A 13,854-nucleotide genomic window follows, 5' to 3' on the forward strand; every position below is an offset into this window, starting at 1 on the left:
ATATTACACCTAAAGTGTAGTAATAGGAGCTCAGTAAACAACGGACCTCCAGAAGGAGCTATCAATGCCTATGAAATATCTTGCGATTGCCGCGCTGGCGCTGGCGACGACGGCTGCGCCTTGTCTGGCGGCTGACACCAATATGAAGAACCTTGATTTCGATCTTTCGAAGGTCACGCGGGAAAATTTTTATGACGTCGTGGTTCCAGCCGCCAAAGCCGAGGGTTCGGTAACGATGTATAATTTCGCCGGCAGTTTTGGCGATACATGGAAGGAACTGATCACCCGCTTCGAGGCCAAATATGGCATCAAGGTTGCCTATAGCGATGTAAACGGCGATCAGGCGAACCAGCAGCTGATTGCTGTCCAGGCAGCAGGGCAGGATTCGCCAGTGGATGCCTATTTCGCCGGTGGCGGCAGTTATCCGCTTCTTTCGTCCAAAGGTGTCGTTGGGAAGATCGCGCTAACCAACATCCTGCCGAACATGGCAAATTATGATCCGGTTCTGGCGAAAACCCTGTTTGGCAAAGAGCATGGTGGCAGCTACCCGCTGGTGCACATGAACCAGACAGCAATCGGTTATGACTCGGCCTTTGTGAAGCCGGAAGATGTCCCAAAAAGCTTTGAAGACTTGCTCAACTGGGCGGAAAAGAACCCGAAGCGCCTCGGCGTTACTCTTCCAGCCAAAGGCGGTTCCGGCAGTGGTTTCATCTATTCGGTCGCGCTCAACTATCTGACCGGCGACTGCCGCACGCAACTGACCGATTACAGCAAGACGCGGCAGGAGGCAGAAGACTGGGCCATGACGTCCGAATGCCTGAACCCGGTTTGGGACTACTATAAGCGCTTGCTGCCCGTCGCCGAATTGACCAACGGCAACGCCGATACGCTGAACCTCATCAACAACCAGCAGCTCTATATCGGCACGGTCTGGGAAGATCAGGTCATGACGTTCCTCGGCAACAAACAATTGCCTGAAAGCTTCCGCCTGACACTGCTGGAAAAAGGTCAGGTCGGTTCCGGCGATGCGATGTTCGTTCCCGCCAACGCCAAGCACGTGGCTGCCGCCTTGCTTCTGATCGACATGGCGATGAGCAAGGAGTTCCAGACATGGAAGCTGGAACATAAGGCTTCGCGGTCGCCCCGGCTCGACGTTACCAACGACATGATGCCGAAGGATGCGCAGGTGCATGTCCTGCCGATGGATGTTTATCCGCGCCTTTCCGTTCCCGCCTTCTGGGATATGTCGATGGCGCTTGGCGAAGCGCTGGATGAAAAGGTGCTCAACCAGTAGCGCTCAATCCGCACCGGCCGGGCTTGGTCCCGGCCCGTCGCAATCGCCAAGGAAAATCGTCATGAGTGAACTCGACATCAGCAACATCACCAAGGACTATGGCGCAAGCCGCGCGCTCCACCCCGTGTCGATCACCGTGGAGCGGGGCGAATTCGTCACGATCCTCGGCCCCTCCGGCTGCGGAAAATCGACGCTTCTGCGCATCCTGATGGGGATCAGTGAACCGTCCGGCGGTGAAATTTGGCTCGGTGGCAAACGCATCGATCAGGCGCCGCCGGAAGCGCGCGATATCGCCATGGTCTTCCAGTCCTACGCGCTTTTTCCGCATATGTCGGTCGCCAAAAATCTCGGCTTTGGTCTGCGCATGAAGAAAGTTCCTAAAGACGAGCGTATCAGCCGCATCGCCCATGCGCTCGAGATCTGCAATCTGACGGGTCTCGTGGACCGCATGCCGCGGCAGCTTTCCGGCGGTCAGCAGCAGCGCGTAGCGTTGGCGCGTGCCATCGTCATGCAGCCCAGCCTGCTGCTGTTCGACGAGCCTCTGTCGAACTTGGACGCCAAGCTGCGTGATACATTGCGCCACGAGCTGACGGAACTGCATAAAAGAATTGGGGCCACCAGCATTTACGTAACCCACGATCAGGCCGAGGCTATGGCGATGTCGGATAGGATCGTGGTCATGAATGCGGGTCATGTGGTGGAGGTGGGCACCCCCCTCGAACTTTACCGCGCCCCTAAACATGCCTTCACGGCGGGCTTTCTTGGACAGACCAACCTGCTCCCCGTCACGACGAATGGTACCCAGGAAGCGTGTCTGGCCTGGGGTCAGCTTGTCACGTTGGACGGACGGGCCGCAGGCCCGGCGCAGATTTCCATAAGACCTGAAAACATCGTCATCGCTGCCGACGCCAAGGGTGCAGGCACGGTGTCTGCCGTTTCATTCATGGGGCCGAATGCGCTCTACACCGTCGAGATCGGCAAGGAACAGATACGCATCAACCAGTCCGGCGCCGTATCCTTGATCGAGGTCGGAAGTCGCGTATCGATTCAATTTCCGGGTTCGGTCCATCTTCTCCATGACCGACCGGTCAAGGAGGCTGCATGATGCGCGGCCTTCTTCGCGACCCGCGTGTTCAGCTGCTTGCTTTGCTGGCACCCGGTGTCGGTTATCTCCTCGTTTTCTTTGGCAGCCCGCTTCTGTCGGCGCTGCTTGGAAGCTTCCGCCTTGAGGATGGCAGCTTCACTTTATCTCTTTACGAGCGGATTTTCACCCGTCCTTCGATGATCCGAGGCCTGACGACTTCGATCTATTACGGGGTCATGCCTGTCATCGTTTCACTTGCGGCTTCAGTGCCTCTGGCGCTTCTGATCCGCAAAAGCTTTTTCGGTCGCAAGCTGTTCAGCGGACTTTACAAACTGCCCATGGCGGTGCCGGGCATCATCGTCGGCCTGATGGTCATCGTTGTTTTCGAACGCGGTGGATTTATGGACCGGCTGTTTGCGCCTCTGGGAATTGCATTACCGAAGCTGGTGCGTGACGATTGGGGCATCGGCGTTATTCTCGCCAGCGTCTGGAAGCAGATCCCGTTTATGACGCTAATCATCACCAGCGCGTTTGCCGCCATTCCCGAAGATATCCGCTATGCGTCCCGCACGCTCGGAGCATCGCGGCTGAAGACCTTTCTGTTCGTGGAGGTGCCGCTGGCCATGCCGGGTATCACCGCCGCCATTCTCCTGACCTTCATCGGCTCCATGGGCTCCTACGCCATTCCCGACATTGTCGGCCCGCCAACGTCCCGCCCGCTGTCCGTTCTTATGGTGCAGGAGTTCAAACAGGGCCGGTTCAATCAGGTCTACGCAATCGGCATGGTGTTGAGCGCTTTCGCCATTCTGGTCCTTATTGCCTATTACACGCTGACATCCCGCATTGGTGTTAGTCAAAACCGGGGAGACACGTAAATGACCGCCGTCATCACCGAATCCCGTCACCTCACCCGTCGCCGTACCTTCAACCCGCAAGACCGAATTTTCGTTTCGATAGGTCTCTACACGGCGCTGGCCCTTGCCATTCTGGTGCCGCTTGCCCTGATGTTCCTGTGGAGCGTGGCCGATGGCTGGGCACCGCCACTGGTCGTGCCAAAGGACTATACGACCGAGCGTTGGGCAAGCATTCTGGGGGACAGCGGCCTGATCCGCGCGGCCTTCAACAGCATCGTCATCGCCTTTGTGGTGACATTTGCAACGGCTACGATTGCGCTGCCCACAGCCTGGGCCATGGCCCGGTTTCCATTCCGGCTGAAGCGGGTGGTGGAAGTCTTCATTCTCGCGCCGATCATCATTCCGGGCATTGTGGTTGCCGTGGGCATCGGGCAAGTGTTCATGGTCATGGGTCTTGCCTATTCGGTTACCGGCGTCATCCTCGTCCAGATCGTCGGCACCTTGCCGTTGATGATCCGGCTAATGACAGCGGCGCTGGAAACCATTCCCGACGATCTCATCCATGCTGCGCGTTCGCTTGGCGCTGGCACTTTCGGCATCGTCCTCCACATCATCCTGCCGCTCGCCGTGCCGGGCCTGCTTGCAGGCGGCCTGATGTCGTTCATCGGCAGCTTCGAGGAATTCGACAAGTCCTTCATCGTCGGTGCACCCGTCGTCGAGACCTTGCCGATCAAGCTTTACATGTTTCTCGACCCCTATTCCATGCAGCTGCCGCTGGCCTCCATCGTCTCCTTCATTCTGCTTCTCCCTGCCCTCGTCGTTTTCATCATCGCCGGACGCATTCTGCGCGACGACCTGATGGCAGCCGGCATGGGAAAACTCTGAACAATCCCTGCGTCAACTTACGAACCGAAACATCCGAAAGTCAAAACCATGTCTCAAACACGTGCCGCCTCTCTTCCAGCCAGCAACGTCTGCGATATCAGGGCATTATCTTCGCTAAGCAACCCCGCCATCCTGACGATCGCCCATCGCGGTTGTTGGAAAAAAACTGCTGAGAACTCGCTGGCGTCGGTGCGGGCTGCCATTGCGGCTGGTGTTGAGATGATCGAAATTGATACGCAGTCCACCGCGGATGGCAGGCTTGTCGTCATCCATGACGAGACACTTGACCGCACGACGACAGGTACGGGAACAGTGAGTGCCTTGCCGTTCGATGTCGTGCGTTTGGCGAAGCTGCGGGCGGGTGCCGGCGGCAAGGATGCAAGCATTACCGACGAGTGCATACCGACACTGGAGGAGTTGCTGGAAGAAATCCGCGGCAGGATCACCGTCAACATCGATACCAAATTCACGCGCGACCTGCCGCAAGTGATGGAGACGGTTCTAAGGCTCGGCATTCAGGATCAGGTTCTGGTCAAAACCGACATCGATCCGCAAGCCGCCCATTTCGACGTTCTCGATGCCGATTGGTTCGGCAAGATACCGCATATGCCGATGTTTGACGTGCGTCCGGGCCACTTTGCGGAAGACCTGCGCAAGATCGAGGTTCTCAATGCGCCCATGATCGAGGTGAAGTTCTTCGACATTGCAGATCTCGCCGCAGGCCGCGAAGAGCTGGAACGCCAGAATATCCGCCTCTTTATCAACACGCTCGACGTTTCCTATTGCCTCGACTTCAACGATACACGCGCTCTGGCTGATCCCGACGCGGTGTGGGCGCCACTCGTGAGGGCAGGCGCCGGTGCCATCCAGACTGACGAAGTGGATGCGTTCAAACACTGGCTGCACATCAGCGGCCATCATGGTGCCAAGTGATGGATGCGATCAACACGCGCCTCGAACGCGCCGTCCTCGTCATCGAAGAGGCGATGGACCTGGCTTTGCAATTTTTCGAAGCGCGCAGCACCATTGCGACGAGGACGAAGGGCTTTCAGGATTTCGTGTCTGAAGCCGATACTAGCGTCGAAAGGCTCGTGCGGGATAGGCTGGCCACAGCATTTCCGGGAGAAACCGTTCTGGGCGAGGAAATGGGCGGCGTCGCTGACGACGCCTACTGGATCATCGACCCGATCGATGGCACGGCAAACTTTCTGCGGGGCTCGCCGCTCTGGGGCATTTCGCTCGGCTTTGTGCGAAACGGCCGCCCGGAAATCGGTATCGTCGCTATACCTGTCTTAGGGGAGATTTACTCCGCTGCCGATGGCACTGGCCTGCGCTTGAATGGTAAGCCACTTCCGCGAGAGGTTCCATTCGAGGATGTTCAGGTCATGTCCCTGGGTGATAGTGCGGCGGCCGACGCTGAGGAGGTGGCGGCGCTGAATGTCGGACTTCGCCATGCGGGCTGGGTGGTGGAATCGATCCGCTCTACATCCATCGGGCTCGCCTTCGCAGCACGCGGAATTTTCGGTGGACACCTTCAAAAGTTGACCACCATGTGGGATATCGCAGGTGGAGCTGTTCTGGCCCGCGAAGCCGGCCTCGACGTTCGGATTGGGGTCCGAGCCGGATCGGGCATCCCCTGGGTCGCAGCAGGAACGCCCAAACTTCTGACTGCGGCTGCCGAGTTATGGCCGGAAATCGAAAAACCTTAACGCGCAACCCCATGAATATCTCGTCCCGCCCGTTTCAGCTTTGTGACCGCGCCATCATACCCCACTGGCTCGATTAGCGCACGTCACGGAGCAGATCCGCGATGGCACTGCTATTCCTCAGTATGCAGCAATCTGCTTTCGGCAAACCGCCGAAATCGGCGATGATCCAAAAATCCTTCTCGTCACAAGCCGCGATACAGGTCTCTGGATCATTACGAAGAGATAGCGTATGGGCAAAAAGAGGCGCACAAAGTTGCGCAACGGGAAGCCTGGGAAGAGGCTTGTGTCGTGGGGCGGCTGGCGATAAGCCGTGCGGCTTCTACACCTACGTCAAATCTCTTGGGAATGGCGAGTTCACGCATGCGCCTGTCTCGGTGTTTAGTCCCAAAATGTCATGGCTTGGGGTTTGAGTGAAGATTTCAGGTTTTTTCTCGCTCAGTTGCGGTATGGCTTCGAAAGGAGTTTCGAAGCGTCTTGACGTCATACTTGACGAAGCCAATCATCAAGCCCAAGGGCCATGTTACGAAAACAAGCAAAGCCACAATCCAGTGCATGGCTTTTGATATGCGGCTATAGCCCGGAAAATCTCGCGTCGAGCGATCTGGAATCGGCATCCTCCCTCAGAATGTATATAACATCTTCGAAAGTAACAGCTATGAGCATGGCTAACATCGCGCTATCGTAATGCGAATCTTCGAGGGTTGAGACGGCTGCTGTTACGAGGCAGGACAATGTCTGCCCCGAAATGGCAAGGTCCACGCTATCGCGCTTGACCCGCCTCAGCCGATCACTGGATGTCACCATGCGCATTGGCCATTTCGCCAAGGCGAGTGACGCCGTCAGAATTGTCACTGGAAAGATCGTTGAAAAGCCGCCCCTCGAGGTCAGGACTAAAAATCTCTTTTCGATTTCGTCCTGCCGCCTTTGCGGCATAGAGCGCTTGATCTGCGTTCCTCATCAAGGCTTGCATTTTCATTCCACTTGTCGCGGTAGCGAGACCAAGACTGATCGTGACGGGGACACGCCTTCCCTCAAAACGCAAATCGATTGCCTCAACAGCGGTCCTCAGACGCTCCGCTTGTCGTTCGGCTTCATCCAATGAAGAGGATTTGATGTAAAGACCGAACTCTTCGCCGCCGACTCTGGCGAGCATATAGTCTCCTGATAGGCTTTCAGCCATGGTTTTTGCCGTCGCAACGAGAACATGATCGCCAGTCGCGTGACCGAATTCATCGTTGACCTTCTTGAAGTGATCGATGTCGATCGTCACAAAAACATCCCCTGGCGAGGGATTGGCAGGCAGATTCGAAAAGAACCAGTGGCGGTTGTGGATCTGGGTGAGCGGATCGGTTTCAAGGAGCTGAATCAAGCGCATTTCCGCGCGCTCCTTGGCAAATATCTGTACGAACATTGCGATTAGGAACTGACAAAGGATCAACATAAAGAAAGTTTCACTGACGGAAACTGACACGTGTTCAGGGATCGTAATACTTGCAATCGCAATCAGCGCTAACACCGCCTTGGCGGCAAATGAGAGCGCCAAAGGAAAACGAGCACGGACAATGGCTCCACGGGTGCCGTGTAGAACGATAAAGGCGCAGGATACCATGAAGGATGCCATCACAGTCAGAAAAATGGTTGCTCTATAAGAGTTTTCCAGATGGAAATCGGTCGCAACAGCAATGGCAAATAGCGCAGGTGCTATCGCAAGCACGATCCAGTCCCGGTGACAGATGCGCTCATGGATGAGACGTCTAATTCCAATCCAGAACAGTCCATATGCAAGCGGTCCAGCCGTGAAGCTCAACAGTGTCCAGGTATAAACGGGGAGTTCTCCTCGTTCCCCAGCGCCCGCGATTGTTGAGCCGATGGCGAGTATGATGAAAGAAATCGCCATGAGCCTTAGCCCCAGGCTCTTTCCAGATTGCCATCTCACATAGAGGAAACAGCCCGCCCCAACGAGCAAAGAAGATTTATGCAGTAACAGGGTGGTAGAGAGTTCCAATATGTTGACCTCGATATGTCCACATTGGGAGGGCGCCTTTCCCAGAATGGACCAATTAAAAAACTTAAATTTTTTCTATAGTACGTTGGTGGTCTGTAAATTCTCTTAAATCACAGCGTTGTTCTGTGCTGGCAGGATCTTAGTGGCTTTGCGCATCAATGCGCTTGCTCTACAGTCAACTCCATACAATCCTGATGGTCTTGGGCAACCGTTTACAAATGCAAACAATGCGCCGGATGGCAGCTGTCGCCACCACAGATAATGCTGCGAGATTTCGGGCTGGCTAACGCGGTGGCACACACATCGCATATGAAAGAAGATCAATGGTCTTAGTGGCCGCTTTGCCAATTCCCTCGGAAATCTCCTGTCTCAGATTGGGCCCTTTTCGCCAGCCTGCGCGTCAACGCGGTGACGAACGCCTCGGAGCGTTCACTTGTCTTGGCTAGCGCAGTCTGCGCGGCAGGCTCTGGCAGCGCTGGATTTGTCGACAAGCAGAATTGCACAAAGACTCCCAACGTCTTTACGGAAATGTCGAGTTCGCGCTCCATGCGCGTCATGCGGCGGTCGAATTGCTTGATGGTGGCAAGCCAACAGCACTGATCATCGGGCAGCCCATCCGAGGCGTAGATATCGGCGCTATCGAATTCATTTATCGCCAGATCATTGAGGTGCGAGATTCAGGCAAAGCGATCCTGCTCGTCTCCGTCGGGCTTGACGAAATCCGCGCCTTATCCGACCGCGTTCTGGTCATGTTTGCTGGCCGCGTTGTCGGTTAGCAGACACCGGACGCGAGTGAACAAACGCTCGGCCTTATTATGGCCAGCATTGCCGCGTGAGGCGATTATGAGTCCCCAACACCCTTAATCCGGGCGTCATTGAGACGATCTTCAGCAGCATATTGTCGGCCCAACGTCGGGAGCATTCGCTTCTCCACGCGTCGGCTCGTGATGGAGGACGTTCTTGTCGACCCTCTTGTTGACCCGGAATGGGAGGTAACCAGATGCGCTCGTGGCGTGCCGAAGCGTCTCCGGTTATCCGTGTTCTCCAGGGACGGTCTGCCGGATGTTAGACGGCTGTGATGCGCTCGCGGTATTTGTCTATGATCACCGCAAGAATGATTACGACACCGGTAATCATCTGCCGCATGAAGTCACTGAGACCGAAGAGGATGAGGCCATTGGCTAGGACCCCGATGATACAGGCTCCGAGCAATGTGCCGACAACCGTACCCCGGCCCCCGCTCAGGCTGGTGCCCCCGATGATCACGGCTGCAATGGCGTTGAGTTCAAACCCTATGCCGATAATCGGGCTCGCGATGTTCAGCCGGGCCATATAAATAATCGAGGCAATCCCCACGAGCGCTCCGGCAATGGTGAACGCAGCAACTTTGTAGAGCATCAGCGAGTGGCCCGCGAGCCGCACTGCCTCCTCATTGTTCCCAATGCCATACAGCAGTCTCCCGAACACGGTTTTCGAAAGCACAAACCACGCCAGCGCGACCAGCGCCAAGGCGATCAAGAAAACGACAGGAACGCCGAAGATCATTTTCGATCCAAAGTCGTTAAAGGTCTGTGGGAAAGAGTAGATGGTTCGAGCGTCCGTTACCTGCAGCGCTGCTCCTCGGGCAATGTTAAGCATGCCCAGAGTAACGATAAAGGATGGCAGGCCCCAGAACGCGCTGATCCAGCCATTGAGGAACCCGCATATGATACCGGTCGCCATGGCAGCAAGCGTGGCCAACCCAACAGCTTGCCAAACCGGGAGGTCCGGGATCGTCAGGACGCTGCCACCGACAACTGCGCACAATGCGAGCATAGACCCAACCGATAGATCGATACCTCCGATTAGGATGACAAAAGTCATGCCAATGGCCAGGATCAGATTGATCGTTATCTGTGTCAGAATATTGGAAATATTGTTCGGGTTGAGGAAATGCTGCGTGCTGAGCGAGAAAAACGCAATCAGCAGAAGCAGAGCAATACCGATGCCGGCATCACGCAGGACGAGTTTCATCGATATTTTCGATGACGGTTTCTCTTTGGTATCACTCACAGGCGTGTTTTTGATCGCATGCATTATCAAAGCCCCGTTTTTCTCTGTTCGCCTTGGTAGGCGTAGGTCAATATTCTCTCTTCCGAGAAGTCCGCACGAGGTAGTTCGCCAACAATACCGTGCTGCGACATCACCATAATGCGATCGCAGAGCGTCATCAGCTCGGGAAGCTCCGACGAGACGATCAGGAGCGCTAGGCCGTTCTCCGCGAACCGACGGATAAGGGCGTAGATTTCGGCTTTTGCCCCGACATCCACGCCTCTGGTAGGCTCGTCGAGAAGCAGAATCTCGGGATTTCGCGCAAGCCACTTGGCTAGGACTACCTTTTGTTGATTGCCTCCAGAGAGGGTCGACACGAGTTTGGCTGGACCCCCATATTTCAACGTGAGGTCTGATCCCAACTGCTTGGTGACTGCGTCTTCGGCCTTTTTGTCAAGAAGGCCGAACCGGGAGACGTTTGACAACGAGGCCAGTGTCACGTTCGCAGCAATCGGCATAGTCAATATGAGGCCTTGGTCCTTCCGGTCTTCGGTTACAAAGCCGATACCGGAGTCGATGGCATCTTTTGGCGTGCGAAATACAACTGCCTTTCCATCTCTCATCAGCACGCCGGACAGCGGCTGCTCTGCGGCAGATATGGCGCGCAAAAGTTCGGTTCGGCCCGAACCAACCAGGCCGGCGATGCCGAGAATTTCACCCTTGTGTAGATCAAACGATATACCCTCGCGATGCGGCGACTGGGCGTGACGGAAACTCTTCAGGGAAAGGACTGTCTCGCGTCTCGCGCTCGAAACCACCTCGCTCGTCATTTCCTGTTGGAGTTGCTTGCCGACCATTCCGCGAACCAGTTCATCTTGGCTGGTCTCGGCGATAGACCGAGAAAACACCGTTTCTCCATTTCTAAGGACGGTGACCCTGTCGCAGATTCCAAAGATCTCATCGAGGTGATGGGACACAAACACCAAGGAGACACCGCGCGCGCGTAACTCGGCAACGATCGAGAACAATCGCTCGGTCTCCCGCGACGTCAGCGTTGCCGTCGGCTCGTCGAGAATAAGGACTCGGCTCTCCGTCATCAAAGCGCGAGCCACCTCCACCAATTGGCGATGCGCGATACCAAGCCGCTCGACAGGCCAGCGCACGTCGATATCGGTAAGCCCGATGGCGTCGAGCGCCAAGCGGGCACGCTCGTTCATTTCCTGCCGCTTCACGACGCCCAGGACGTTCCGGGGGAGGTGTTCGATAAAAATGTTTTCCGCCACCGACAGATAGGGGAGAAGATTAAACTCCTGATGGACAACTTGTAGGCCGCGGGCCTTGGCATCGCGCGGTGTCTGGGGTGAATAGGCTTCGCCCGCTAGCGTGATTTCCCCGGAATCCGGCTTTACAATTCCGCAGAGCGTCTTGATCAGCGTAGACTTGCCCGCACCGTTCTCGCCAATGAGGCCGTGGACCTCACCATAATTTACAGACAGGTTCACGCCATTCAGCGCGACAGTTCCACCGAATTTTTTTTTGATATCGTGCAGCTCGAGAATGGCTTGCGAGCAAGCATCCACTGCGGCGGAAGGTACCGCCTGGCCTGATTTTGAACTGGTCATTGAAGCACCCTTCAGTAGATGCCGCACCGAAAGCGGTTCGGTGCGGCGAGATGTATGGGCGTTACTTCACCGTTTCCTTGGTCACCAATTCGATATCCGTCTTGATCCAGCCTTCAAGTTTCGGGCCGCCTGCAACAACCTCGAGCGCTTTGTCGATGGCGTTTGCCGCCATCTGAGAGCCGAACTGGTCAACGGTCGCGAGCAGCTTTCCGTCTTTCAGCAAAGGAACTACCGCCGGGACGTTGTCGAAGCCAACGACCTTGATGTCCTTGCGTCCAGCCGCATCAAGAGCTTTGACAACGCCGATCGCCATTGAGTCGTTGGCAGCAAGAACCCCCTGGATGTCCCGATGGGCTGTCAACATATTCGAGAAGACAGAATTGGCCTCCTCAGTTTCCCAGTGTGCCGTGCGCGAATCCAGCAGTTCAAGCTTTCCCGAAGCGACGGCATCCTCAAAACCAAGCTTGCGCTGCGCTGCGTTGTCTGCGCCTGGATTGCCTTCGATAATGACGACTTTGCCACCTTCGCCGAGCGACTTTGCAAGCGCCTCGCCGACCATCTTTGCACCGGCGCGGTTATCAGGCCCGACGAAAGCCAGATCGATCCCTGCGTCCTTCTTTGCCTGCTCATCCAGCGAGACGTCAAAGTTGATCACGGTAATGCCGGCATTCATCGCCTTCTTCAGAGGGGCGACCATAGCGCGTGAGTCAGCCGGAGCGATGACGATGGCATCGACGCCTTGCGTGATGAAGTTCTCGACGCCGTTAACCTGGCTCTCGAAATCCGTCTCGTTCTGCATGCCGATGGCTTTGAGTTCGTAGTCGCCGCGCTTCTTGTTATGCGCTTCAGCACCTTCCAGCATATTTTTGAAGAAGTCGTTGGCAAGCGACTTCATGACCAGCCCGACCACGGGCTTGTCGGCAGCTATGGCAATCGACGGCAACGCCGTCGTCAAAGAAAGCGCCAGAACAGACGCGATGGTGACAAACTTCATGACAATTCCTCCCTAGATCCGACAGCCCTCCAGCCATCGGTGAAACGTTTCATAGAGCATATGACAACGCTCCATTTTGGTAGCGGCAAAACAAATGGTGGTCAATATGAAACGTTTCATGAAATCTGTTTGCTGCGGCTTTCCGCATAATGCTAATGGTCATGCTGCAAGGTCCAAGGAGCGTCCATTGAAACCGACCGTCAAAGATGTTGCGCGGAGCGCAGGGGTTTCAGTTGGGACTGTATCTCGCGTTCTGGCGAAAAACGCGACCGTCAACGAGGGCATTCGTAATCGGGTTGATAAGGCCATAGAGAAGCTGGGATATAGTCCGAGCAGTCTTGGCCGAAGTCTTCGGCTAAACAAGTCTGACATCATCGGGTTTGTCATTCCCGACATTACAAATCCGTTTTTCGCGGATCTGGCAAAGCATATCGAGATCCTGGCGTCGGCGGCCGGATATTCCGTTCTCCTCGCCAACACCCATGATGATCCGCTGGCAGAGAAGACGCAAATCCAGAGCCTTCTTGGCAGGGCGCCCGCCGGGATCGTTATCGCTCCGGTCAGCAACAGCCTGGTGATTGAACGTCTAGTGAAGGGACCGGTGTGCGTGACGGTCGACCGTCCGCTGACAGGACATTCCCTTGTCTCGGTCGATAACGTGGAAGGAGGAAGACTGGCAGCCGCGTATCTTTTAGGTCTTGGCCACCGACGTATCGGCTATATTTGTGGCCCCAGAACCACCGAGGTTTCTCTGCAGCGGTTGCGTGGCTTTAGCGAAGAGATCGCAAGGGTGTCCACGGAGCGCGGCGACAAGGTGGAATTTACCGCTGTCGAAGGTCAATTCGATTACAAGTCCGGCGAGGAAATGGGCCGGAGATTGCTTTCTGCCCCCGCTAATGTGCGGCCGACGGCCATCGCCACGGCAAACGATCAGCAGGCGATCGGACTCCTGCGGTGCTCGCGCGATATCGGCATACGAGTGCCCCATGACCTTTCTATCGTGGGCTTTGACGATATTCCTTTGGCTTCCCTTGTCTTGCCACGGCTGACCACCATCCGTCAGCCCGTCCACGAGATCGCGGAAATCGCGATACGCGCTGTTCTTGTCCGAGGCGCAATAGACGGACCGATCCTCCTCCCGCCAAGAGTCGTCGAAAGAGAGTCAACAGCCCGCGTGTCGTGACGACAAATCATCGAGTGATGTTTGAAAGTGAAGTCTCACACTGTCCCGATCGAAAGCTTTGACGGAAATAAAACCTTCGGATCTGCTATATTACAATCGTCGCGATTTAATAGAATCGAACGGCAAACACCTTGATCCGAAAGCTATCAGGCGAGGTTAACTGATTGAAAAAGCTTCAGGCCATTCCTGAGCC

General features: G+C 55.8%; 11 protein-coding genes and 2 pseudogenes. 8 read left to right on the forward strand and 5 right to left on the reverse strand.

The window, feature by feature from the left end; genetic code table 11:
- Positions 1-64: 64 nt before the first annotated feature.
- From ACQZ51_RS14185 to ACQZ51_RS14210, 6 genes are all read left to right on the forward strand, one after another.
- Positions 65-1,294, forward strand: a complete 1,230-nt coding sequence (locus ACQZ51_RS14185) for an extracellular solute-binding protein (RefSeq protein ID WP_448778113.1) — start codon at positions 65-67, stop codon at positions 1,292-1,294.
- Positions 1,295-1,355: 61 nt separating this feature from the next.
- Entirely contained in the window at positions 1,356-2,399 is a 1,044-nt protein-coding gene (locus ACQZ51_RS14190) for an ABC transporter ATP-binding protein (RefSeq protein ID WP_448778114.1), read from the forward strand.
- Complete coding sequence (locus ACQZ51_RS14195) at positions 2,399-3,253, forward strand: ABC transporter permease (protein WP_448778338.1); 855 nt, start codon at positions 2,399-2,401, stop codon at positions 3,251-3,253. Before ACQZ51_RS14190 ends, ACQZ51_RS14195 begins: the two co-directional genes overlap by 1 nt.
- Positions 3,254-4,117 carry an ABC transporter permease gene (locus ACQZ51_RS14200; RefSeq protein ID WP_448778116.1) on the forward strand — a complete coding sequence of 288 codons (864 nt, stop codon included), beginning with the start codon at positions 3,254-3,256 and terminating at the stop codon, positions 4,115-4,117.
- Positions 4,118-4,165: 48 nt separating this feature from the next.
- Positions 4,166-5,050: a glycerophosphodiester phosphodiesterase family protein gene (locus ACQZ51_RS14205; RefSeq protein ID WP_448778118.1), complete on the forward strand. Its 885-nt coding sequence runs from the start codon at positions 4,166-4,168 to the stop codon at positions 5,048-5,050.
- Positions 5,050-5,826, forward strand: coding sequence for an inositol monophosphatase family protein (locus ACQZ51_RS14210; RefSeq protein WP_448778120.1), 777 nt, complete (start codon positions 5,050-5,052; stop codon positions 5,824-5,826). Before ACQZ51_RS14205 ends, ACQZ51_RS14210 begins: the two co-directional genes overlap by 1 nt.
- A 787-nt stretch (positions 5,827-6,613) precedes the next feature.
- On the opposite strand, the gene ACQZ51_RS14215 is transcribed toward ACQZ51_RS14210, so the two are convergent.
- Both ACQZ51_RS14215 and ACQZ51_RS14220 read right to left on the reverse strand, forming a co-directional pair.
- Positions 6,614-7,831 carry a GGDEF domain-containing protein gene (locus tag ACQZ51_RS14215; protein ID WP_448778122.1) on the reverse strand — a complete coding sequence of 406 codons (1,218 nt, stop codon included), beginning with the start codon at positions 7,829-7,831 and terminating at the stop codon, positions 6,614-6,616.
- A gap of 283 nt (positions 7,832-8,114) precedes the next feature.
- Positions 8,115-8,403, reverse strand: a pseudogene (locus ACQZ51_RS14220) (hypothetical protein); the annotation flags it as partial.
- Positions 8,404-8,418: 15 nt separating this feature from the next.
- Here ACQZ51_RS14220 and ACQZ51_RS14225 point away from each other — a divergent pair.
- Positions 8,419-8,607, forward strand: a pseudogene (locus tag ACQZ51_RS14225) (heme ABC transporter ATP-binding protein); the annotation flags it as partial.
- Positions 8,608-8,896: 289 nt separating this feature from the next.
- On the opposite strand, the gene ACQZ51_RS14230 reads toward ACQZ51_RS14225, so the two are convergent.
- From ACQZ51_RS14230 to ACQZ51_RS14240, 3 genes are all read right to left on the reverse strand, one after another.
- Entirely contained in the window at positions 8,897-9,844 is a 948-nt protein-coding gene (locus ACQZ51_RS14230; protein WP_448778124.1) for an ABC transporter permease, read from the reverse strand.
- Positions 9,845-9,909: 65 nt separating this feature from the next.
- Entirely contained in the window at positions 9,910-11,484 is a 1,575-nt protein-coding gene (locus ACQZ51_RS14235; RefSeq protein WP_448778126.1) for a sugar ABC transporter ATP-binding protein, read from the reverse strand.
- Between the two features lie 61 nt (positions 11,485-11,545).
- Entirely contained in the window at positions 11,546-12,478 is a 933-nt protein-coding gene (locus ACQZ51_RS14240; protein WP_448778128.1) for a substrate-binding domain-containing protein, read from the reverse strand.
- A 106-nt stretch (positions 12,479-12,584) separates the two neighbouring features.
- Between ACQZ51_RS14240 and ACQZ51_RS14245 the strand changes: the two genes are divergently transcribed.
- Positions 12,585-13,661, forward strand: coding sequence for a LacI family DNA-binding transcriptional regulator (locus tag ACQZ51_RS14245; RefSeq protein WP_448778129.1), 1,077 nt, complete (start codon positions 12,585-12,587; stop codon positions 13,659-13,661).
- The last annotated feature ends 193 nt before the right edge of the window (positions 13,662-13,854 follow it).

It is taken from the genome of Agrobacterium sp. CG674, from assembly GCF_053521645.1.